The 24393-nt window shown below is 67.0% G+C and carries 10 protein-coding genes; 7 read left to right on the plus strand and 3 right to left on the minus strand.

Annotated features, from left to right (window positions below; genetic code table 11):
* Positions 1 to 228: 228 nt before the first annotated feature.
* Genes BN3385_RS14280 through BN3385_RS14305 form a run of 7 tightly spaced genes read left to right on the plus strand, consistent with a single transcriptional unit; the run spans position 229 to position 18115 of the window.
* Positions 229 to 1788, plus strand: a complete 1560-nt coding sequence (locus tag BN3385_RS14280) for a PfaD family polyunsaturated fatty acid/polyketide biosynthesis protein (protein WP_231748734.1) — start codon at positions 229 to 231, stop codon at positions 1786 to 1788.
* Between the two features lie 48 nt (positions 1789 to 1836).
* Positions 1837 to 4941: a type I polyketide synthase gene (locus BN3385_RS27660; RefSeq protein WP_082690470.1), complete on the plus strand. Its 3105-nt coding sequence runs from the start codon at positions 1837 to 1839 to the stop codon at positions 4939 to 4941.
* Positions 4922 to 8539, plus strand: coding sequence for an SDR family NAD(P)-dependent oxidoreductase (locus BN3385_RS28975; RefSeq protein ID WP_286141858.1), 3618 nt, complete (start codon positions 4922 to 4924; stop codon positions 8537 to 8539). Before BN3385_RS27660 ends, BN3385_RS28975 begins: the two co-directional genes overlap by 20 nt.
* Entirely contained in the window at positions 8536 to 14790 is a 6255-nt protein-coding gene (locus BN3385_RS14290) for a type I polyketide synthase (RefSeq protein ID WP_059017431.1), read from the plus strand. Before BN3385_RS28975 ends, BN3385_RS14290 begins: the two co-directional genes overlap by 4 nt.
* 4 nt (positions 14791 to 14794) lie before the next feature.
* Positions 14795 to 15664, plus strand: coding sequence for a glucose-1-phosphate thymidylyltransferase RfbA (rfbA, locus tag BN3385_RS14295; RefSeq protein WP_059017433.1), 870 nt, complete (start codon positions 14795 to 14797; stop codon positions 15662 to 15664).
* The gene (gene rfbB / locus BN3385_RS14300; protein WP_059017434.1) at positions 15664 to 16662 is read left to right on the plus strand and encodes a dTDP-glucose 4,6-dehydratase; all 999 of its coding nucleotides are present in this window, start codon (positions 15664 to 15666) and stop codon (positions 16660 to 16662) included. Before rfbA ends, rfbB begins: the two co-directional genes overlap by 1 nt.
* Before the next feature lie 10 nt (positions 16663 to 16672).
* A complete protein-coding gene (locus tag BN3385_RS14305) occupies positions 16673 to 18115 on the plus strand; it encodes a sugar nucleotide-binding protein (protein ID WP_059017436.1) in 1443 nt (480 codons plus the stop codon).
* Here the strand turns inward: BN3385_RS14305 and BN3385_RS14310 are convergent.
* The 3 genes from BN3385_RS14310 to BN3385_RS14320 are packed head-to-tail and all read right to left on the minus strand — an operon-like array spanning position 18108 to position 24352.
* Positions 18108 to 21020, minus strand: a complete 2913-nt coding sequence (locus tag BN3385_RS14310) for an MMPL/RND family transporter (protein WP_059017438.1) — start codon at positions 21018 to 21020, stop codon at positions 18108 to 18110. The genes BN3385_RS14305 and BN3385_RS14310 overlap by 8 nt on opposite strands.
* A gap of 30 nt (positions 21021 to 21050) precedes the next feature.
* The gene (locus BN3385_RS14315; RefSeq protein ID WP_059017440.1) at positions 21051 to 23933 is read right to left on the minus strand and encodes an MMPL/RND family transporter; all 2883 of its coding nucleotides are present in this window, start codon (positions 23931 to 23933) and stop codon (positions 21051 to 21053) included.
* Positions 23930 to 24352, minus strand: coding sequence for an MmpS family transport accessory protein (locus BN3385_RS14320; protein ID WP_059021963.1), 423 nt, complete (start codon positions 24350 to 24352; stop codon positions 23930 to 23932). Before BN3385_RS14320 ends, BN3385_RS14315 begins: the two co-directional genes overlap by 4 nt.
* Positions 24353 to 24393 lie beyond the last annotated feature (41 nt).

The following is a 24393-nucleotide window of genomic DNA, read 5'->3' on the forward strand; positions in this document are numbered from 1 at the left end:
TGAGAGTGCCGCGGGGCGAAATTCTTACGAAATCACCCCGACATGCGGTTTCAGCAACGGAAAGCTTCGGTTACGGGATATCCTCCTTCACAGGGTTACCGGCTGGTAGGGGGGCCGGTATAAGAACGTGTTCTAAAACGGCCTCACGCCCGCGTCAATTGGTTAAAGTGCGACACCATGCGTGCGTCCTTGGCTAACTCGCGTCCTACGGACGGCGCGGCTGGTTCTTTGCTCGATCGGCACGACGTCGTCGATGCACTCACCGAAATCCGCAGACCGGTTGCCGTGGTCTCGTCGGCCCAGGGTCCCCGGCCGATCGTCCTCGATGACGCGGGACTGCTGACGCCCGACATCATGGGCCAGGACGTGCTGGCGGTGCTGCCCCCGATCTACCCCGAATGGCTCGGTGAGCGAAGCTTCACCGCCACCCACGGGGTGCGCTTTCCCTATGTGATCGGCGAGATGGCCCGCGGTATCGCGACCCCGCAGATGACGATCGCGGGTGTGCGGGCCGGCGTGATGGCCTTTTACGGCAGCGCGGGTCTGGATCTGGCGACCATCGAAGCCGGGGTCCGTGAGATTCAGGCCGCCCTGGGCCCCGATGCCGGTGGCTGGGGCGCGAACCTGATCCACAACCTGCACAACGACGCCGTGGAGATGGCCACCGTCGATCTGTTCCACCGGCTCGGCGTTCGCTACGTGTCCGCCTCGGCCTTCATGCGGCTGACCCCCGCGATCGTCTACTACGCGGCGAAGGGTCTTCGTCGTGGCCCGGACGGCCAGATCGTGCGGGCCGGAAACATCTTCGGCAAGGTCTCCCGCGAGGAGGTCGCGCGCCAGTTCCTCTCGCCGGCTCCGGAAGCCATGCTCAGCGCGCTGGTTGCCGAGGGCCGGCTGACCGCCGAGGAGGCCCAGCTCGCCGCGGGCATCCCGGTGGCCGAGGACATCACCGCCGAAGCGGACTCCGGCGGGCACACCGACAATCGTGCGCTCACCGTGCTGCTGCCCGGTCTGATCGCGCTGCGCGACGAGATCGCCGCCGCCCATGGCTACACCGTGCTGCCCCGGGTGGGTGCGGCCGGCGGCCTGGGCACACCGGCCTCGGTGGCCGCCGCGTTCGCGGCCGGGGCGGCCTACGTGCTGACCGGGTCGGTGAACCAGTCCGCGGTGGAAAGCGGGCTGGCCCCCGACGCCCGTAGCCTGCTGGCGCTGGCCCAGGCCACCGACGTGACGATGGCGCCCGCCTCAGACATGTTCGAAATGGGGGTGACGGTGCAGGTGCTCAAGCGCGGCACCATGTTCGCCCAGCGCGGCCAGCGCCTGTCGGACTTCTACCGCCGGTACAACTCCTTCGAGGAGGCCCCGGCCGAAGAGGTCCGCAACCTCGAGACCACGGTGCTCGGCCGCACCGTCGACGACATCTGGCAGGAGACCGAGGCCTTCTTCGCCAGAAGCGACCCGCGGCAGGCCGAACGCGGGCGGACCGACCCCAAGCACCGGATGGCCCTGGTGTTCCGCTGGTATCTGTTCATGGGCTCGCAGTGGGCCCGCGACGGCATCTCCGAGCGGCGCGCCGACTACCAGATCTGGTGCGGCCCGGCCATGGGCGGCTTCAACGACTGGGTACGGGGCAGTTTCCTTGAGCCGGTGGGCTCACGCACCGTCCGCCAGATCGCGCTCAACCTCCTCGAAGGCGCGGCCACCGTCACCCGGGCCGGCCAATTGCGCACCGCAGGCGTCGAAATGCCAGCGTCCGCGTTCGATTTCCGTCCCCGTCCCCTCGGATAGCTCATTCACCCGGTTCAGTAAGTCCACCTCCCCCGGATCAAAGGTGTCATGACAGACCAGAAGCAGCACCCCCTCGCCACGCCCATCGCCGTCGTAGGAATGACAGCCATCTATCCGGGTGAGCCGGGGCTGGAAGGTTTCTGGCGCACCATTACCACCGGACGGGACGCCATCGGGGACGTGCCGCCGTCACACTGGCTGATCGAGGACTATTACGACCCCGACCCCAAGGCCACCGACCGGACCTATTGCAAGCGTGGCGGATTCATCGAGCCGGTGCCGTTCGACCCGGTGAAGTTCGGCCTGCCGCCCAACGCATTGCCATCCACCGACTCAGCGCAGCTGCTCGCCCTCATCGCCGCCCGCAAGGTGCTGGACCAGGCCACCCGTTCGGGTGCGGAGGTCGACCTCGACCGCGTCGACATCGTGCTCGGCGTCGCCTCGACGACCGAACTTGTGGTGCAGATGGGCTCCCGGATGCAGCGTCCGGTGTGGCGTAAGGCGCTGCTGGAGAACGGGCTGACCGAAGCGGAGGCCGACGAGATCTGCCGCGATATCGCCGAGTCCTACCCCGGTTGGCAGGAGAGCACGTTCCCGGGCCTGCTGGGCAACGTGGTCGCGGGCCGGGTGGCCAACCGTCTTGATCTGGGTGGCAGCAATTTCGTGGTCGACGCCGCCTGCGCCAGTTCGCTCGCGGGAGTGCAAGCCGCACTGCACCGGCTGTACCTGCACGAGTCGGATCTGGTGCTGACCGGCGGTGTGGACGCGCTGAACGACGTGATGATGTACATGTGCTTCTCCAAGACGCCGGCGTTCTCGGCCACCGGGGACTGCCGGCCCTTCTCGGACTCCGCCGACGGCACCATCATCGGCGAGGGTGTCGGGATGCTGGCACTCAAGCGCCTCGAGGACGCCGAGCGGGACGGCAACGAGATCCACGCGGTGATCCGCGGGCTGGGCTCGTCCTCAGACGGGCGCGCGTCCAGCGTGTACGCCCCGCGCTCCGAAGGTCAGGCCAAGGCCCTGCGCAGGGCCTACGAGCGGGCCGGCTACGAGCCCGAGACCGTCGAACTCGTCGAAGCGCACGGCACCGCCACCAAGGCCGGTGACGTCGCCGAGTTCGCCGGCCTCAAGCAGGTGTTCACCGATCAATCCGCGCGCATCGCCTTGGGTTCGGTCAAGTCCCAGATCGGCCACACCAAGGCGGCGGCGGGCGCGGCCGGTCTCATCAAAGCCGTACTGGCGCTGCAGCATTCGACGCTGCCCGGCACGCTGAAGGTGGATCGCCCGAACCCGGCGATGCACCTGGAGGAGACGCCCTTCTACGTCAACGCGCAGACCCGGCCGTGGGTGCGCCCTGGCGATCAGCCCCGTCGTGCGGCCGTCAGCTCCTTCGGCTTCGGCGGCAGCAACTTCCACGTGACGATCGAGGAGTACACCGGCCCGCAGCGTGCCAAGCGGCTGCGCGCCCTGCCCAGCGAACTGGTGGTGCTCAGCGCGCCGTCGGAGGCGGAGCTGGCCAGCCGAGCCGCCGAGCTGGTGGCCGCCGCGGGCTCCGGGGAAACCCTGGCCCGGATCGCCTACGAGTCGGCCCGCACATTCGACGCCTCGCAGACCGCCCGCGCCGGCCTGGTGGCCACCGATGTGGCCGCGCTGCAGACGCTGGCCGAGAAGCTGCGCAAGGCGCTCGCCGACGGCACCGTCGCCCAGCTCAAAGACGCCAACATCGCGGTCGGCGTCGGTCCGGCCCGGGACGGCAAGACCGCGTTCCTGTTCCCCGGCCAGGGCAGCCAGTACGTCGGCATGGGTGCCGATCTGGCGCTAGCCTTCCCGCAGGCGGTCGCGGTGTGGGATTCGCTCGGCGGTGACCTGGCCGAGTTGCACCGGGTGGTGTTCCCGGAGCCGGCCTTCGACACCGAGACCGCCGACGCCCAGCGCGCCACGCTGACCGCGATGCAGAACGCCCAGCCGGCGATCGCCGCCACCAGCCTCTCGCAGCTCGTGCTGCTCGATGTGCTCGGTGTGCACGCCGACGCCGCGGCCGGCCACAGCTTCGGCGAGGTGTCCGCGCTGGCGGCCGCCGGTGTGCTGCCGCTGCAGCGACTGGTCGATACCGCCCGCACCCGCGGCGTGCTGATGGCCGAGGCGGGCCAGGGCCGCGACGGCGCGATGCTCGCGGTCACCGCCAGTGCCGCCGATGTGCGTGCCCTGCTCGACGCCGAGCCGCAGGCCGCGGCCGCGCTGGTGATCGCCAACGACAACGCCCCCGGCCAGGTGGTGCTGGCCGGACCGGCCGCCGACATCGAGTGGGCGGCCACCGCGGCCAAGGCGGCCGGCTGGACCTCGGTCCGGCTGCCGGTGGCCTCGGCGTTCCACTCGCCGATCGTGGCCGCGGCCTCCGAGCCGCTGACCGCCTACCTCAAGACCATGGAGTTCGGGTCCGCCCAGTTCCCGGTGTACGCCAATGCCACCGCGCAGACCTACGGTGACGGGATCGCCGAGCAGCTCGGCGACCAGGTGCGCCAGCCGGTGCGGTTCCGCGAGATGGTCGAGGCGATGGCCCGCGACGGCGTCACCCGCTTCATCGAGGTCGGGCCCAGCCGGGTGCTGACCAAACTCGTCGACCAGATCCTCGACGGCACACCGCATCTGGCGGTGGCGCTCGACGACCCGAAGGCCGGCGGACTGCGCGGCTGGCATCGCGGCCTGGCGGCTCTGGCCGCCGACGGCGTGCCGCTGAACCTGGCCGCCCTGTACGACAACTACGAAGAGCCGGCCCAGCATGTGCCGGCACCCAAGCACGCGGTTCTGGTAGGAGGAGCCAACGTTGGAAAGCCTTACCCGCCTGCGGACGGCCGCGGCTGCCGCGGTGCAGACGCTTCCCGCTGCGGCGCCGGTGTTGCCGCGCAACGGCGTTCCGGCCGCTGCACCCGCCGCGCAGGCTGCCCCTCCACCCGCGCCGGTGTTGCCGCGCAACGGCGTCCCGGCACCGGCGGTCGCACAGGCGCCGCTGTCCACCGACGCGTGGAGCATCATCGACCGCATCCAGAAGGAGACTGCGCAGCAGCACGAGCGCTATCTCGGTGCGGTGGCCGACACCCACAAGGCGTTCCTGGAGATGTCGGCCCAGATGATGGCCGAGATCGTCGGTGAGCACTCCGCTGCGCCCCAAGCGCTGGCGCCGGCACCTGCCGTGGTGGTCCACACCCCGGACGCGGTGGTGCACACCGTGCACACCGTGGCTGAGCCGGTTGCCCCCGCGCCCGCACCGGTTGCGGTCGCTCCGGTAGCACCCGCTCCGGTGGCAGCTCCTTCCCCCGCGCCGGCTCCGGCCCCCGCGCCAGTGGCTGCGCCCCCGGCTGTGGCTGCGGTGAATGCGGGTGAGGTGGTGTTGGCGATCGTCTCGGAGAAGACGGGGTATCCGGCCGACATGCTTGGGCTGGATATGGAGATGGAGTCTGAGCTGGGTATTGACTCCATCAAGCAGGTGGAGATTCTGGCGGCGTTGCAGGCGAAGTTCCCTGGGGCTCCGGAGATTCCGGCTTCGGAGTTGTCGAATCTGCGCACCTTGCAGGATGTGGTGGATTCGGTGGCCGACTTTGCCTCGGCGGGTGCGCCCGCTGCTGCTGCGCCGGCACCCGCTGCGGCTGTGCCTGCGGTGAATGCGGGTGAGGTGGTGTTGGCGATCGTCTCGGAGAAGACGGGGTATCCGGCCGACATGCTTGGGCTGGATATGGAGATGGAGTCCGAGCTGGGTATTGACTCCATCAAGCAGGTGGAGATTTTGGCGGCGTTGCAGGCGAAGTTCCCTGGGGCTCCGGAGATTCCGGCCTCGGAGTTGTCGAATCTGCGCACCTTGCAGGATGTGGTGGATTCGGTGGCCGACTTTGCCTCGGCAGGTGCGCCCGCTGCTGCTGCGCCGGCACCCGCTGCGGCTGTGCCTGCGGTGAATGCGGGTGAGGTGGTGTTGGCGATCGTCTCGGAGAAGACGGGGTATCCGGCCGACATGCTTGGGCTGGATATGGAGATGGAGTCCGAGCTGGGTATTGACTCCATCAAGCAGGTGGAGATTTTGGCGGCGTTGCAGGCGAAGTTCCCTGGGGCTCCGGAGATTCCGGCCTCGGAGTTGTCGAATCTGCGCACCCTGCAGGACGTCGTCGACTCCATCGCCGGATTCGCCTCCGGCGGCGCGCCGGCCCCGGCCGCCCCCGCGCCTGCGGCACCGGCCGCACCCGCACCTGCGGCACCGGCCGCCGATGCCGGTGAGGTGGTGCTGGCGATCGTCTCGGAGAAGACCGGGTATCCGGCCGACATGCTCGGGCTGGATATGGAGATGGAATCCGAGCTGGGTATCGACTCCATCAAGCAGGTCGAGATCCTGGCGGCGTTGCAGGCGAAGTTCCCTGGGACGCGCGAGATTCCGGCCTCCGAGCTGGCCAACCTGCGCACCCTGCAGGACGTTGTCGACTCCGTGTCGGGTGCAACGTCCGGTGGCGGATCCGAACCCGCCGCACCGGCACCGCAGACCGTGACGGCCACCGCGCCCTCCGGCGGTCTGGAATGCACCGAGGCGGCGATGCGGGAAGTCCCGCCGAGCGGCTTCGCCATGGCCGGTCTGCGTGACGGTGAAGTGCTCATCACCCGGGAGAACGCCGCCTTCGCCGAAGACCTCGAGCGCGTCATGATCAGCCACGGCATCAAGGCCCGCGCGGTTGACGTGGTGCCGCACGAGGCAGCTGCGGTGATCAGCCTGGCCGCTCTCGGCCCGGCTCACTCGACGCAGGACTGTGTGGACATTCACCTGCGTGCCTTCCATGCTGCTCGCAGCGTGGCCAAGAGTTCCTCGCGCTCAAGGCTTTTCGTGACCGTGCAGTCCACCGGCGCCCGGTTCGCCGAAGCCGACACCCCGATCGGGGTGGCCAGCGTGGCCAAGACGGCCGCCTGGGAATGGCCGAATGCCTCGGTCCGCGCCATCGACATCGAGACCTTGGACCCCGAACGCCTGACCGCCGAGCTGCTCGCCGGTGGCAGCGGCGTCGAGGTCGCGCTGCGCAGCGACGGCACCCGACTGGTGGTGGTCGACGATGTCGACGCCGCGCCCACCGGTCAGGAGATCAGCGTTCCCTCCGACGGCGTCGTCGTGGTCACCGGCGGCGCGCGCGGGGTGACCGCCCAGTCGGCGCTGGCTCTGGCCCGTCGCCACGGTCTGCGGCTGGCCCTGCTGGGCCGCACCGCGCTGCGGGAGGCCACCGCCGACGAGCCGACCGGCACTACCTCCACCGAGATCGCCACGGCACTGGCCGCATCGGCCCGCGCCCGCGGCGAGACGCTGACGCTGCCGCAGGCCCGCGCACAGGCTGAACGCCTGCTGGCCGAACGGGAGGTGCGTGCCACCCTGGCCGCGGCCGAGGCGCAGGGCACCCCGGCCCGCTACTTCGCCGCCGACATCAACGATGCCCAGTCGTTGCGCACCGTCCTCGACGAGGTGCGGGCTACTGTCGGGCCGATTGTCGGTGTGGTGCACGGCGCCGGTGTGCTGGCCGACCGTCGGCTGGAGGACCTCGACGACGATCAGTTCGTCCGGGTGTTCAGCACCAAAGTGATTGGTGCCGAGGCGCTTCTGGAGGCGACGTCGGCCGACGATCTGCGCTTCATCTCGCTGTTCTCCTCGATCGCCGCGCGTGCCGGTAACCCCGGCCAGTGCGCGTATGCGGCCGCCAACGCGGTGCTGGAGTCCATCGCGGCCCGTGAGGCCGCGCGCCGCGGCGAGAACTGCGTGGTGCGGGCGTTCGGCTGGGGACCGTGGGACGGCGGGATGGTCGACGCCACCCTCAAGAGCCGGTTCCTGGAATCCGGTGTCGGCGTGATCCCGATCGACGAAGGGGCACAGTTCTTCGCCGAGCATGCGCTGCGGCGCGATCCGGTCACCGCGATCGTGGTCGCCGCACCGGCCGAGGGTCGCCTGCGGGCAGCCCGGGTGGATTGGGATGTGTCTACTGAGAACCTGCCGGTGCTGGCGGACCATCAGGTCCGTGGCCGGGTGGTGGTGCCGGTGGTGATCGTGCTCGATGCCATGCTGCGCGCCGTGCGTGGCCTGGTGCCCGATGCCACCCCGGTGATCCGCGACTTCCAGGTGCTCTCCGGTGTCACGTTCGCCGAATGCGAGCAGCAGGCACTCACTCTGGATTTCGAGCCCACCGGCTCGGCCTACACCGTGAGCGTCCAGGATCCCGAGGGCCGCAAGCGCTACCGAGCGGTGCTGGAGACCGAAGCCCAGGCCGCACACAGCATTTCGGTGCCCGCGGTCACCGGCGGCCAGTGGCCGTTCGGGGTCGGGGAGATCTACGGCGGTCCGCTGTTCCACGGTCCGCGGTTCGCGGCCATCGAGCACCTCGAGGCGGTCGGTGCCGGCGGTGGCAGTGCCAGCCTGAAGGGCCTGGCTGAACTCGGCTGGCCGGACGGCGACTGGGCGATCGACCCGGTCAGCGTCGACGGCGGTCTGCAACTGGGCATCCTGTGGGCCAGTGCGCACGGACGGCCGCTGGTGCTGCCGGTGCGGATCGGGCGGGCGGTCTTCCACCAGCCGTCCGGTGACGGCGGCAGCCTGCGCTGCCGGGTGGCGGCCAAGCCGGTCAACGACAAGCGCGTCGACTTCGACATCGCTCTGGAGACCGCCGACGGCCGACTGGTCGCCGAACTGGAAGGCGTGGAGTTCTACGTGGCCGGCACTGGGGCGGATACGACGGCGTGAGTGGTTTCGAACCTGTCGCCATCGTCGGGCGCAGTTGTATCCTGCCCGGCGCGGCCACGCCGGAGGCACTGTTCGACGCGACGCTGAACGGACGCTGCCTGCTCACCCCCACCCGGCCCGAACACTGGCGGGGCGTGGACCCGGCGGCGCTACTGGCCAGTGACAAGCAGGGCCTGCGGGTGTCCTCGGCCACCGGCGGATACATCGACACCGCACCGGATCTCGGGGCGCTGCGCACTGCGATCAGCGAGTTCGACCGGCTGGACCCGATCAGCCACTGGCTGGCTTACTGCGCCCAGCAGGCCCTCGGCGGACCGGCCGCGGCGGCCCGGACCGGGCTGATCGTCGGCAACCTGTCCTACCCGTCGACCGGCAACACCGAGTTCGTCGAAGGGGTCTGGAACGGCACCGGTCATGCCGATCCGCGCAACCGCTTCTGCTCCGGTCTGCCGGTGCACCTGGTGGCCGGTGCGATGGGGATGACCGGACCGGCGTTCGCGTTGGACGCGGCGTGCGCGTCGTCGCTGTACGCCATCAAGCTGGCCTGCGACGCCCTGCACGACGGTGAGGCCGACGTGATGCTGGCCGGTGGCGTCAACGGCGCCGACGACCTGTTCCTGCACCTGGGTTTCACTGCGCTGCAAGCACTCAGCCCGTCGGGGCGGTCACGGCCGTTCCACACCGATGCCGACGGACTGGTGCCATCGGCGGGTGCGGCGCTGGTGGCGCTCAAGCGTTTGGCGGACGCCGAGCGCGACGGCGATCGAATTCTCGGGGTGATCCTCGGTGTCGGGCTGTCCAACGACGGACGCCAGAGTGGCTTCCTGGCGCCGGCAGTCGGCGGCCAGACCCGCGCCATGCTGGACGCGCTGGACCAAGCCGGGCTCAATCCCGCCGATATCAACTATCTGGACTGCCACGCCACCGGAACACCGCTGGGCGATGCGACCGAGCTGCAGAGCATCCTCGCCGCTTACGGCGAGGTACCGCTGCGCCTCGGCGCGCTCAAGGGCAACCTCGGGCACACCATCACCGTCTCCGGTGCGGCCAGCCTGATCAACGTGCTCTCGGCCATGCAGGCCTCCACCATCGCACCCGCGCTGTGCGAGAAACCGACAGCCGCACTGGGGGATACGTCCTTCACCTTGGCGACCACCCCCACCGCTTGGGATGGTGACATCAAGCGGGCCGCGGTCAGCAACTTCGGGTTCGGCGGCAACAACGCCCACCTGATCGTGGAGAACTACGTGCCCGGCCGCCGTCGCTCGGCGGCGCCGGTCGCCCCCTCCGGTGACATCGTCATCTGCGCACTGGGTGTGGTGACCGGTGATGCGCGCGACGTCGAATCGTTCCGCCGCCGCGCGCTTGGTCCTGAGGCGGCCCCGACGCCACTGGACACCGTCGAACTCGACCTTGTCCGCCTTGGCTTTCCGCCCAGTGAGCTCAAGTCCAGCCTCAGCCAGCAGACCACCATGCTGGCTGCCGCCGGGCAGGCGCTCGACCAGGTCGGCACCGACCCCGAGCGCACCGGCGTCATTGTCGGAATGGGCTGCGATGCCACCATCGCCCGCCAGCGCCTGCGGGTCCTGCACGCCGACGACGAGGCATGGCTGAGCACCAACAGTGAGGCCGCGCCGAAGCTGACCGCCGACGGTGTGGTCGGCACCATGCCGAACATCCCGGCCAATCGCATTCACGCGCAACGGGATTTCCGCGGCTGGGGCTTCACCGTGTCCAGTGAGGAACTGTCCGCGATCACCGCACTGCGTCTGGCGGTGCGCGCCCTGCGGCGTAGCGAGCTCGACGCCGTGGTCGCCGGTGCGGTCGACATGTGCTGTGAACCGGCCCATGAACGCGCCGCCGACGCCGTCGGTGCCGGGGGATGGGAGCCGCACGGCGACGCCGCGGTGGCCTTCGTCCTCAAGCGGCGGGCCGACGCCGAGGCCGCCGGTGACGACATCGTCGCCGTGGTGGACCCGGACGGAACCGTCAGCGCACCGGATCCGAATATCGGCGCCGAGCGGTTTGGCCGCACCCATGCCGCCGGTGCGGCGATCGAAATCGCCGCGCGTGCTGAGGCATTGCGTGCCAGGGTCCGGGTGGATGGAAACGGGGCACAGCCCACGCCCGGTGAGACACAGACCTCGATCTGGCTGGAGTCACTGGGCGGACGGGCCGACGGGGTCACTCTCTCGGCAGTGGGGCACCGGCCCCGCCCGCTGGCGCTGGGCGCGGTCCCGATCTGCGAGCGCTATGCCGGTGCGAGCCGTGACGAGGTGCTGGCCCGAATGAAGCGCCGCGAGCCCGGCGGTGCAGGCCCGGTGCGCTGCTCGGTGGTCTCCGACAGCGACGCCTCGCTGGAGACGTTGCGCACGGCGGCGATCGAGCGCCTGGACCGCGGTGAGGTTCCGGTGATCCCCGGTGTCGCGTTCGCCGACGGACCGACCGACGGAGAACTGGCCTTCATGTTCACCGGGGCGGCGGCGGCCTACCCGGGGGCGGGACGCGATCTGTTCCTGGCCTGGCCCGAACTCGGTGATGCACTGGCCTGCCGGCTCTCCGGTGTCGGTGCGCTGGCCCGTCCGCTCTACGGCGCGGGCATCACCACCCTGGATCCGCGCACTCAGCTCACCGGCTGCGCCCTGGTATGCCAGGCGCATGCAGAGTTCTCCCGCACCGTTCTCGGCCTCGCGCCGACCGCGTCGATCGGGCTGTCGTCGGGGGAGACGAATTCGCTTCTGGCGTTTGGTGTCTGGCGCGATCTGGAGGAGATGCTCGAGGAGATCGAGGCCTCCGGCATGTACGGCGAACAGCTCACCGGCAGCTGCCGGGTGGCGGCCACCGACTGGGGTCTGGGTGATCAGGCCGCGCCGTGGGAATGCTGGCGTGTGACCGCGCCGCGCACCGAGATCGAGGCCGCGCTGGCCCGCGAACCGCATGCCTATATGACGATCGTGCAGGCCCCCGACGACTGTGTGATCGGCGGTGATCCGGCCGCCTGCAAGAGGGTGATCGACTCCGTCGAGGGTGCGGCCGCGATCCCGCTGGGCCTGGACATGGTGATCCACTGCAGCGCCATGGATCCGTTCGCCGACACCTGGCGGGCCATCCACACCCGGCAGGCGCACGTCGCCCCGGGGGTGCGGTTCTACACCAACGCCGGCAACCGGGCCTACGTGCCGACCAGTGAGGCTGCGGCAGCGGCCATTACGCAGCAGGCCGTCGAGCCGATCGACTTCCCGGCCACGATCCTGCAGGCCTACGACGACGGTGTCCGGGTCTTCGTCGAGCACGGACCGCGCGCCATCCTGACCGGGTCGATCCCGAAAATCCTCGGGGACCGCCCGCACGTGGCGGTGGCCCTGGACCCGCAGGAGCGCCGCGGGCTACGGGCATTGGCCGAGTCGGTGTCCAAGCTCTGGGTACACGGTCTGCCGGTGCGGGTGGATGCCTTCGACGCCCGCCTCGATCAGCTGCGCCGACAGTCCACGCCGGCGTCGGCCGACACCCCCCGCAAGGTCACCCTGCCCGCCCACTGGCCCGACGTCGTCGCGGTGTCGCAGCCCGAGCCGGCGGCCCACCACGCGTCCGAGAATGGGAGCGCCCCAATGCCGGAAATCGACCTGCCCGAAATCGATCAAGGAACCGTGCAGACCATGCCAGCGGCACCGGCCTATCCGACGCCGCTGGTGATCCCGCAACGGGAGGTCGTCGTCACGGCCACCGAGGTGGTCCCGTCGCGCGCTGAGGTGGCGGCGGCCACTGTCAGCGGTCGCGCCGCCGCCGCGCTGAGTCTGGTCGACTCGGTGGGACAGGCGCATGCCACCTTCGTCGAGCAGCAGGCCGCCGCGCATGAGTCGTTCCTGCGGATGCGCGCCGAGATGCTGTCGATGGCAGCCGGTCGGCGCGGCCCTATGACGTTGGACGCCCCGCCGTCCCCGGTGGCACTGCTTGCCGGAGGCAACATCTCGGAGGTCTTCGGCCCCAAGTTCGCCGAACTCGACCAGTACGACCGGCTGGTCCGGATGCCCGAACCGCCGCTGCTGCTGGCGGATCGGGTGATTCTCATCGAGGGTGAGCCCGGCACGATGGGCACCGGTCGGATCGTCACCGAGACCGACGTGGACCCCGACGCCTGGTACATGCACAACGGGCGGATGTCACCCGGTGTGGTGATCGAGTCCGGTCAGGCCGACCTGCTCCTGGCGTCCTGGCTGGGCGCGGATTTCCACAACCGCGGTGAGCGGGTGTACCGGCTGCTCGGCTGCGACCTGACGTTCATGGGCGAGCTGCCCAAGGGCGGTGAGACGCTGCGCTACGACATCCACATCGACGGCCACGCCAAACACGGTGACACCCGGCTGTTCTTCTTCCACTACGACTGCTACATCGGTGATCGGTTGATGATTTCGGTGCGCAACGGGCAGGCCGGCTTCTTCTCCAACGAGGAACTGAGCCACTCCGACGGGGTGCTGTGGGACGCCGCCGACGACGTGCCGCGCCAGGGTGCGCGCCGTGACGAGCCGCCGCGGGTCACCCAGAAGCGCTCGTTCGACCGCGCCGAGGTCGACGCCTTCACCGACGGGCACGCCTACGCCTGCTTCGGCCCCGGCTTCGAACGGGCTGCGGCACATACCCGTACGCCGAAGCCGCCTCGCGGCAAGCTGCGGTTGATCGATGAGATCGCCGAGTTCCAGCCCGACGGCGGACCCTGGGGCCGCGGCTATCTGCGGGCCACCGCCTCGGTGCCCAAGGACACCTGGTTCTACGACGGTCATTTCAAGAACGACCCGTGCATGCCCGGCACCCTGATGGCCGATGCCGCCACCCAGGCGCTGTCGTTCGCGATGGCCGCCTACGGTTTCACCATCGAACGGGACGGCTGGCGGTTCGAGCCGGTTGCCGAGGAGATGGCCCGGTTCGTCTGCCGCGGACAGGTCATCCCGGACGCCGACCACGAGCTCGACTACGAGGTGTTCATCGAGGAGATCATCGACGGGCCCACCCCGACGGTGTACGCCGCGCTGCTGTGCCGCAGCGACGGGTTCAAGGTGTTCGGTTGCCGGCGGTTCGGGATGCGGCTGGTCCCGGACTGGCCGATGCCCCCCGGTGCGCCCGGCCCGATCCGAATCCTGGAGGGCACCAAGGACGTTCGCGGTGACTACGGCGCGCTGCTGGCCTGTGGTCGCGGTATGCCGTCAGACGCCTTCGGCTCGCTGTACAAGCCGTTCGACGGCACCCGGCGCGCTCCGCGGCTGCCCGACGAGCCCTACCACTTCGTTTCCCGCATCATCAGTGTCGACAGCCCGCCCGGGGTGCCGACCAAGGGCGGCACCGTCGTCGCGGAATACGACGTGCCTGCCGATGCCTGGTACTTCGAGGACGGCAAGTCCTCGACGGTGCCGCTGTCGGTGCTCATCGAGATCCTGCTGCAGCCCTGCGGCTGGCTGTCGTCCTACAACGGGTTCGCGGCCAACCGGCCCGACGATGTGGTGTTCCGCAACCTCGACGGTGACGAGGTGGTGCTGGTCAAGCCCGCCGAGGTCGGCACGTTGCGGATCACCTCGACGCTGAGCCGCTACGCCGAGGGCGGCGGGTCGACGATCGTTTTCTTCGATGTCACCTGCACCCAAGGCGATCACGTCGTGATGACGATGAAGACCGCGTTCGGCTTCTTCAGCCCCGATGCGCTGAAGAACCAGGTCGGTCTGAAGGTGGAACCCGGTCAGCTGGAATCGCTGTCGGACCCGGCCCCGATCGCCATGCCGTACCAGGCCGATGAGTTGCGCGGTGATCCGTGGCTGGCTCAGGGCCGGCTGCAGGTGATCGACCGGGTGAACTTCTGGCCCACCGGGGGAGTCGAGGGTCTGGGCCGGCTGGTCGCCGAGTACGACGTCCATCCCGAGGCATGGTTCTTCAAGGCGCACTTCTTCCAGGACCCGGTGCAGCCGGGATCGCTGGGCATCGAGGCCATGCAGCAGGCCGCCCGCGCGGCGGCCAAGCTGGCCGGATTGGGCAGCGAGGACAGCGAATTCGAGATCGTCGCCGTCGGCCAGCCGTTCAGCTGGAAGTTCCGCGGCCAGGTGGTGCCGACCAACAAGCGCACCCGCAGCGAGATTGACATCCTCTCGGTCACCCGGGAGGAGCGCGGTGTGCTGGTGGTGTTCCAGGGCTCGTTCTGGGTCGACGATCTGCGCATCTACGAGACACTCGGCATGGGTGTGCGGATCGTCGAACGGTCGCATGGCTAGCGGAATGAAGGGCATCATCCTGGCGGGTGGATCGGGCACCCGCCTGCATCCGATCACCCTGGGTGTCTCCAAGCAGCTGATCCCGGTCTACGACAAGCCGATGGTGTACTACCCGCTGTCGACGCTGATGCTGGCCGGGATCCGCGACATCCTGGTGATCACCACACCGCACGATGCGCAGTTCTTCGAGCGGCTGCTCGGTGACGGGTCGCGGTTCGGGGTGTCGATCACGTTCGCCCAGCAGCCTTCCCCGGACGGGCTGGCACAGGCCTTCACCATCGGATCGGATTTCATCGGCTCCGACAAGGTGGCGCTCATCCTGGGCGACAACCTGCTCTACGGTCCGGGGATGGGCACCCAGTTGCGGGCATTCGCCACCGTCGACGGCGGCGTGATCTTCGCCTACTGGGTGGCCGAACCGTCGGCCTACGGTGTGGTGGAGTTCGACGCCGGCGGCACGGTGGTGTCGCTGGAGGAGAAGCCGAAGGCCCCGAAGAGCAACTACGCGGTACCCGGGCTGTACTTCTACGACAACGATGTCGTCGAGATCGCCCGCGGTTTGAAGCCGAGCGACCGCGGCGAGTACGAGATCACCGACGTCAATCGCGCCTACCTGGAACAGGGCCGGCTGCGGGTGCAGGTGCTGCCGCGCGGTACCGCCTGGCTGGATACCGGCACCTTCGACCAGATGACCGACGCCGCCGACTTCGTGCGCACGATGGAACGGCGCACCGGTCTCAAAATCGGTGTACCTGAGGAAATCGGTTGGCGGCAAGGCTTTCTCAGCGATGATGAGCTGCGCGAGCGGGGCGAGACGTTGGTGAAATCCGGTTACGGCTCCTATCTTCTGGAACTGCTGGAAAGGGGTTCGTAGTGGCTCGGCTGCTGGTCACCGGAGGGGCCGGCTTCATCGGATCGAACTTCGTGCACCACGTGATCAACCACACCGATCACCACGTCACGGTGCTCGACAAGCTCACCTACGCCGGCAACCTGGCCTCGCTGGCCGGGCTGCCCGAGGACCGGATGACGTTCGTCCACGGTGACGTCGCCGACCCCGATCTGGTGGACGACCTGGTGGCCACGGCCGACGCGGTGGTGCACTACGCCGCGGAGTCGCACAACGACAATTCGCTGTCCGACCCGAAGCCGTTCCTGCAGACCAACCTGATCGGAACGTTCACGCTTCTCGAGGCGGTGCGCAAGTACGGGGTGCGGTTTCACCACATCTCCACCGACGAGGTCTACGGTGATCTCGAACTCGACGACCCGGCCCGGTTCACCGAGGCCAGCCCGTACAACCCGTCCTCGCCGTACTCGTCGACCAAAGCCGGTAGCGACATGCTGGTGCGCGCCTGGATCCGCTCCTACGGTGTGGCCGCCACGATTTCGAACTGCTCCAACAACTACGGGCCGTATCAGCACGTCGAGAAGTTCATCCCGCGCCAGATCACCAACATCCTGTGGGGCATCCGGCCCAAGCTGTACGGCGAGGGCCGTAACGTGCGGGACTGGATTCACGCCGACGACCACTCGTCGGCGGTGCTGCGGATCCTGGAGGCGGGCCGGATCGGCGAGACCTACCTGATCGGCGCCAATGGTGAGCGGGACAACAAGACAGTGGTGGAGCTGATCCTGACCATGATGGGTCGCAACGCCGACGCCTACGATCACGTCCCGGACCGCAGTGGTCATGACCTGCGGTATGCCATCGACTCGACCAAACTGCGCACCGAACTGGGCTGGTTGCCGCGGTACTGCGACTTCGAGCACGGTTTGTCGGCGACAATCGAGTGGTACCGCAACCATGAGGACTGGTGGGCTCCGGCCAAGGACGCCACCGAAGCGTTTTATGCCCGGCTGGGGCAGTAACAGGAGCGAGATGACCGAGTACGGCAAGACCCTGCGGGCGGTCAGCACGCCCATCCCGGGTCTGACCATCTGGGAGTTGCCGGTGCACGGCGACAACCGCGGCTGGTTCAAGGAGAACTGGCAGCGCGAGAAGATGATCGCCGCCGGGATGACCGACTTCGGCCCGGTGCAGCAGAACATCTCGTTCAACGACGCCGCGGGCACCACCCGCGGAATTCATGCCGAGCCGTGGGACAAGTACATCTCGGTGGGATCTGGGCGGATTTTCGGCGCGTGGGTGGACCTGCGCGAGGGGCCGACGTTCGGGGCGGTGTTCAGCGCGGAACTCGATCCGTCGCGGGCGGTGTTCGTGCCTCGGGGAGTGGGTAATTCGTTCCAGACCCTGGAACCCAACACCGTCTACAGCTACCTGGTCAACGATCACTACTCGCCCGGTGTCGCCTACCCGTCACTGCACCCCGGTGACCCCGCGGTGGGGATCGACTGGCCGATCCCGCTGGAGCAGGCCGAACTGTCGGAGAAGGATCGCGCCCAGGGCCCGCTGTCGGAGGTGACGCCGATTCCGCGGCCCAAGACTCTGGTGATCGGGGCCGGGGGGCAGCTCGGCCAGGCGTTGCGGGCAGCCTACGGCGACGCGCCGCATGTCGAGTTCGCCCAGCGCGCCGATATTGACCTGGCTTCTGGTTCGCTGGCCGACGCCCGGCCGTGGCGCGAGTACGACACCATCATCAACGCCGCGGCCTACACCGCCGTCGACACCGCCGAGACGCCGGAAGGCCGTGCCGCGGCTTGGGCCGTCAATGTCACCGGTGTGGCTGAACTCGCGAAAGTCGCTACTGCACACCGCATCACGCTGGTGCACGTGTCCAGTGACTACGTGTTCGACGGCACCGCCACCCGGGCTTACCGCGAGGACGATGCGGTGGCCCCACTCGGGGTGTACGGGCAGACCAAAGCGGCCGGCGATCAGATCGTGGCCACGGTGCCGCGGCACTACATCCTGCGGACCTCGTGGGTGATCGGCGAGGGCCGCAACTTCGTGCGCACCATGCTCTCCCTGGCTGAGCGTGGAGTGGACCCGTCGGTGGTCAACGACCAGTTCGGCCGGCTGACCTTCGCCGGCGAAATCGCTAGGGCGATAGCGCATCTCACTGAGGTGCGGGCGCCGTACGGCATCTACAACATCAGTGGCGCCGGGGCCGTCGGGACCTGGGCCGACGTGGCGCGGCGCACCTTCGCGCTGTCCGGTCATGATCCGGACCGGGTCACTGGAGTGAGTACTGCCGCCTACTTCGCCAAGGCGTCCGGCCCGGTGGCCCCGCGCCCGCCGAGCAGTGCCCTGGATCTGACGAAGATCGAATCCACGGGGTTCGTGCCGGTCGACGCCGACGAGATGCTGGCGTCCTACGTGCTGGCCGAGACCCGCGAGACCAACGGGACGCCGGTCAGCTGACGGGGCGGGGGAGTTCGACGGTCACCGCGTCCTCCACCCGGGGTTCGTTCTTCTCGAGCAGTTCGCGCACCGAGATCCGGGTGCCGTAAGGCCGCAGCATGGCGCTGGCCGGTCGCGGCCGTACGATCTGCGGCCACCAGAACCAGCGGCCCAGCAGGGCGGCGATGGATGGTGTCATGAAGGAGCGCACCACCAGGGTGTCGAACATCAGGCCCAGCGCGATGGTGGTACCCACCTGGCCGATGATCTGCAGGTCACTGACCACCATGGCGGCCATGGTGAAGGCGAACACCAGGCCCGCATTGGTGACGACCTTGCCGGTACTACCCATGGCGCGGATGATGCCGGTGTTGATCCCGGCAGCGATCTCCTCTTTCATTCGGGCGACCAGCAGCAGGTTGTAGTCCGAGCCCACCGCCAGCAGGACGATGACCGACATCGGCAACACCATCCAGTGCAACTTGATGCCAAAGATGTACTGCCAGATCAACACTGACAGGCCGAACGACGAGCCCAGTGACAAGGCCACCGTTCCCACGATCACCAGTGCGGCAATCAGGCTGCGGGTGAGGATGAGCATGATGATGAAGATCAGGCACAGGGCACCGACGCCGGCGATCAGCAGGTCGTAATTCGAGCCCTCGCGGAAGTCCTTGAACGTCGAGGCGGTGCCGGCGAGGTAGATCTTGGCCCCGGACAGCGGTGTGGTCTTGAGCGCTTCCTCGGCTGCCTGGCGGATCTTGTCGGTGCGGGCGATACCTTCGAGGCTGGCGGGATCGCCCTTGTGGGAGATGATGAATCGCGCGGACTTGCCGTCAGGGGACAGGAATGAGCTCATCGCCTTCTTGAAGTCGGCGTTATCGAAGACTTCCGGCGGCAGGTAGAAGGTGTCGTCGTCCTTGGCCGCGTCATAGGCCCGGCCCATGGCGTTGGCGTCGTTAGTGGTCTCGTCCATGACATCCAGGCTGCCGGACATGGTGGCGTGCATGGCCTGCGACATGTTTCGCATCTGTTCCATGATGGCGATCTGGCGAGGCATCTCGGCGAGCAGCTTCTGCTGCAGTTCATCCATTGTGCCGAGGGTCGGCAAGAGTTCCTGCAGTCGCTCGGTCGCGGTGTTGATCCCGTCGAGTGCATCGAAGATGCTGCGTATCGAGAAGCACAGCGGGATGTTGTAGCAGTGCGGTTCCCAGTAGAGGTAATTGCGGATGGGTCGGAAGAAGTCGTCGAATTCCGATACAGCGTCGCGCAATTGGGCGACGACGTCCGCCATCTGGGTAGTTAGTTCGATCGTCTTGTGGGTCGTGACGGTGATCTGCTTCTGAAAGTCGTACATGCGCCGGAGCACCGCGATCTGCCTGTCCATCAGCTCGGCCATCTTGCCCATCTGGTCCACCTGATCGCGCATGAACTTCATGCTCTGCTGCTGCGAAGCGCTCTGGAGACTGATCAGGAAGGGGATCGAGGTGTGCTCGATCGGGTTGCCCTCGGGCCGGGTAATGCCCTGAACACGGGAGATACCGGGGACATGGAAGATGGCCTTGGCGAGTTTGTGCAGGACCAGAAAGTCCGCTGGATTGCGCATGTCCCGATCCGACTCGATCATCAGGATTTCGGGCATCATGCGGGCCTGGGTGAAATGCCTTTGTGCCGCTGCGTATCCGACGTTGGCAGGGATGTCGTCCGGGATGTAGAGGCGATCGTTGTAGCTCGTCTCGTAGCCGGGCAGCGCGATCAGGCCCAGCGATGCCACCGCCAAGGTCGCGACCAAAATCGGCGCAGGCCAGCGGACGATCGCCGTGCCGACCCGCCGCCAACGCCGGACCCCGATCTTGCGGGTGGGATCGAACAGACCGAGGCGACCTCCCACCGCCAGCACCGCAGGAACCAACGTGATCGCTACACCGACCGCGACGACCATGCCGAGCGCACACGGCACACCGATGGTCTGGAAGATGGGCAATCGGGTGAAGCTCAGGCACAGCATGGCGCCGGCGATCGTCAGTCCCGAACCCAGCACCACGGGGGTGACGCCGCGAAATGTGCTGTAGTAAGCGGTTTCGACGTCCTCGCCTGCTTGACGAGCCTCCTGATACCGCCCGAAAAAGAAGATGCCGTAGTCGGTGCCAGCGGCCATGGCAAGGGCGACAAGCAGATTGACCGCGAACGTCGATAACGAGAACGCACCCTGCTCAGCGAGGAAGGCGACCACCGATCGGGCGACGAAGAGCTCGATGCCGACGGTGATCAACAGTGCGATCACGGTGATGATCGACCGGTAGACCAACATCAGCACCGCGAAGATGATCACCGCACCGATCACGGTCATCTTGAGGATCGATCGGTCGCCAGCGTGCGTCAGATCACTGGACAGCGCCGCCGGGCCGGTGACAAAGGCCTGCACACCCGGTGGTGCCGGCGTCTTCTCGACGATATGCCGCACTGCCTCGATGGAGCGGTGGCCCAGCGTGGTGCCCTGGTTGCCGGCCAGATTCAGTTGCACATAGACGGCTTTGCCGTCGGCGCTCTGCGCTCCTGCGGCGGTGAGGCGGTCGCTCCACAGATCCTGGACGTGTTCGACGTGCGTGGGATCGTCTTTGAGCTGCCGGATCAACTGCTCGTAATACGCATGGGTTTCGTCGCCGAGTGGCTTCTGTCCCTCGATGACGAGCATGGCGAAGCTGTCGGACTTCGATTCGTTGAAATTCGCACCGATGCGCTGCATTGCTTGCACCGCCGGAGCATCCTGCGGCGCCAGCGACACGGAATTGTCGCGGCCCACCGTTTCCAACCACGGACCCCAGAACGTCGCGATCACCGTGAATGCGAGCCAGAACAGAACAATCGGGACCGACAGCATGCGAATGGAGCGCGCGACGACTGGCCGTGAGCGTTCGGTGCTCATGCGGCCCCCAGCGGACTGCACAGCCGCCATTTACGGCTGCTGCTGATTCATGAGCAGGGCGCGCACCAGGGGTCGAGGCCCGGTCGGCCGGAGCATCGTGCTGGCCGGCCGCGGCCGTACCTGTTGCGGCCACCAGAACCAGCGACCGAGCAGGGCGGCGATGGACGGGGTCATGAACGCGCGAACAATAAGGGTGTCGAACAACAGACCCAACCCGATGGTCGTCCCAACCTGGCCGATGCTGATGAGATCGCTGACGAGCATCGACATCATGGTGAAGGCGAACACCAGACCCGCGTTCGTCACGACCTTGCCCGTGCCGCCCATCGCCCGGATGATTCCGGTATTGATCCCGGCGCCGATCTCCTCTTTCATCCGCGCGACCAACAACAGGTTGTAGTCGGACCCCACGGCCAACAGGATGATCACCGACATGACCAGTACTGCCCAGTGAATTTGGATACCGAGCAGATATTGCCAGACGAAGACGGATAGGCCGAATGATGCGCCAAGCGAAATCAGCACTGTCCCAACGATGACCAGCGCCGCGATCAGGCTCCTGGTCATGATCAGCATGACGATGAAGATCAGGCAGATCGCCGCCACCACGGCGATCATCAGGTCGTATTCCGAGCCCTCGACGATGTCTTTTGTTCCTGCCGCGGTGCCGGTGAGAAAGATCTGTGCGCCTTCGAGAGGGGTTCCCTTGAGGGCCTCCTCAGCCGCACTCTTGATCGCATCCACTTGGGCCATGCCGGCGGGTGTCGATGGGTCGCCCTTCTGCGAAATCAGCATCTGAGATGCGGTGCCGTCGGGCGAGATGAAGATGTCCATCACCCGCTTGAAATCAGCGTTCTTGAACACCTCGGGTGGTATGTAGAACGAATCGTCGTTCTGGGCGGCGTCGAATGCCTTGCCCATCGCGGTCGAGTTATTGGTGCCATCGTCCATCTGCCCGAAGACGCCCGACATGGTGCTGTGCATTGTCAGGAGCATGGTCCGCATGCTCTTCATGATCGTGAGCATTTCGGGGAACTGGGCGACAAGCTGCGGCATCAGAGCATCAAGTTTGTCCAGTTCGTTGACCATTTCACCGAGCTTGTCGGTGAGGGCGCTGACGCCGTCAAGGGTGTCGAAGATGGATCGGATCGAATAGCACAACGGAATGTTGTAGCAGTGCGGTTCCCAGTAGAAGTAGTTGCGAATGGGTCTCCAGAAATCTTCGAAATCCGCGATGTGGTCGCGCAATTCGTTGGTGATTTCCTGCATTTCATGCGTTTTGGTGACCATGTCATGGGTGGTGGCCACCAGTTGCTGCATGATCGCGAACATTCGCTCCATGATGGTGATGGTCTCGCCGAGCATGTCCGCCTGCTTGAGCAGATCATCCATGCGCACTTTCTGGAATTGCATGAACTGCTGTTGACCGGCTTGCTGCATGCTGAGCAGGTAGGGGATCGTGGTGTGGGCGATCGGGGTGCCCTCGGGCCTGGTAACCGATTGCACCTTCGAGATGCCCGGCACCGCCAGTACAGCCTTGGCCAGCTTGTTGAGGATCAGGAAGTCCGCTGGATTGCGCAGATCGTGATCAGACTGGACCATCAGAATTTCCGGCGACTTCATGGCCGATGGCGGGAAATGCCGCTGCGCGGCCTCAAGACCGAGAGTGGCGGGGATGTTCCTCGGCAGATAGTCCTGGTCGTTGTAACTCGGTTTGAAGCCGGGAAGGGTCAACAACCCCACCAGCGCGACAGCTAGTGACGCCACGAGGATCGGGCCCGGCCAGCGCACAATCGCCGTTCCGACCCGTCGCCAGCCACGGACCTTCAATATCCGCTTCGGGTCGAACAGCCCGAATCGGCCACCGGCGGCCAGCAGGGCGGGGAAGAGCGTCGTGGCGACCGCGACGGCGACCACGATGCCGACCGCACACGGAACACCCAAGACCTTGAAGAACGGCAGCCGAGTGAAGCTCAGGCAGAGCACCGCTCCGGCGATTGTCAATCCGGAAGCCAGCACCACTTTGGCGACGCTGTGGTAGGCCGTGTAGTACGCAGATTGCCGATCTTCGCCGGCTTGGCGGGCCTCCTGATAGCGGCCGACGAAGAAGATGCCGTAATCGGTTCCGGCCGCGATCACCAATGACACCAACAGGTTGACGGCAAACGTTGTCAGGCCGATGAGTCCGATATGGCCTAGGAAGGCGACGATCCCGCGGGCCACCTGCAACTCGATGCCGACCACGAACAGCAGCAGAAAGACGGTGACGATCGAGCGGTAGACGAAGAGCAAGGTGACGCAGATGACCGCCACACTGACCGCGGTGACGAGCAGCACCGTGCTGTCGCCGCTTTTGGCCATATCGGCGACGATCGCAGCCGGCCCGGTGATGTAGGCCTTGACACCGGGCGGTGGCGGTGTCTGCGCCACGATGCGCTGGATGGCCACGATCGAATCGTTGGCCTGGGCCTCACCAGGGTTACCGGCTACCGATATCTGGGCGTACGCGGCTTTCCCGTCGGAGCTTTCCGCCGCGGCCCTGGTGAGTTCGTCTCCCCAGAAATTCTGGATGCGTTTTACGTGCGTGGAATCGGCTTCCATCTGCCGAATCAGCTGGTCGTAATAGTCGTGAGCTTCCTGGCCGAGGGGCTGTTGTCCCTCCAGGACGAGGAACGCCATACTGCCTTGATCGGTCTGCTTGAACGCCTCTGCGATGCGCTTCTGGGCAATGAAGGCGGGAGCGTCATCGGGATTCAGTGACACCGAATGCTCGGCAGAGACCTGCTCGAGGGTGGGCACTGTCAGGCCGAGCACGAAGACAAGCCCGATCCACGCCAAGATTACGGGTATTGCGAAGCGGTGCAGTGTCCGCGCCACAAAAGGCTGGCGATTCTCCAGCTGGTGGTTGCTCATGCGGCCTTCAGCATGCACGACACAAAGGAACTCACCTCGTGGTAAGTCACCTTCTCCGACTTCACTTCGTCGCCGACCAGAATGCGGCAACCGATGCTGTCGCTGTCACCCTGCGCGGCGACACTTCCGATGCCTGCTGCACCCACCATCGGGAAGGAGAACGTCCACGGCAGATTCACACCTTGGATGAACTGCGGGTCGCCGTTCTCGTTGAAAAAGCTGATCTGCGCCACCGTGCCAGGCGGGCCCCAGACTTCGTACTTCAGGTACTTGGGATTGATCGGCTTGGCAGTGTCGGTCCGCGTATCGCCATAGGTGACCTGCTTCTGCGAGCCGAAAATGCCGTGCAGGCGTGACACGGTGAAACCACCCGCTGCGATAACTGCCACCACGACGAGCGGAATCCATAACCGCCTCAGCAGACCGAACGCACGGGCGCCTGCGCTGCGGCGGTTGCGAG

It is taken from the genome of Mycobacterium sp. M26, assembly GCF_001494595.1.
Lineage (GTDB): Bacteria > Actinomycetota > Actinomycetes > Mycobacteriales > Mycobacteriaceae > Mycobacterium.

Excerpts from the sequence above, each read along its gene's own strand:
- BN3385_RS14310 (WP_059017438.1), bottom strand. The coding sequence starts at position 21,020 with ATGAGCACCGAACGCTCACGGCCAGTCGTCGCGCGCTCCATTCGCATG.
- BN3385_RS14315 (WP_059017440.1), bottom strand. The coding sequence starts at position 23,933 with ATGAGCAACCACCAGCTGGAGAATCGCCAGCCTTTTGTGGCGCGGACA.
- BN3385_RS28975 (WP_286141858.1), top strand. The coding sequence starts at position 4,922 with ATGGCCGAGATCGTCGGTGAGCACTCCGCTGCGCCCCAAGCGCTGGCG.
- BN3385_RS27660 (WP_082690470.1), top strand. The coding sequence starts at position 1,837 with ATGACAGACCAGAAGCAGCACCCCCTCGCCACGCCCATCGCCGTCGTA.
- rfbA (WP_059017433.1), top strand. The coding sequence starts at position 14,795 with ATGAAGGGCATCATCCTGGCGGGTGGATCGGGCACCCGCCTGCATCCG.
- BN3385_RS14305 (WP_059017436.1), top strand. The coding sequence starts at position 16,673 with ATGACCGAGTACGGCAAGACCCTGCGGGCGGTCAGCACGCCCATCCCG.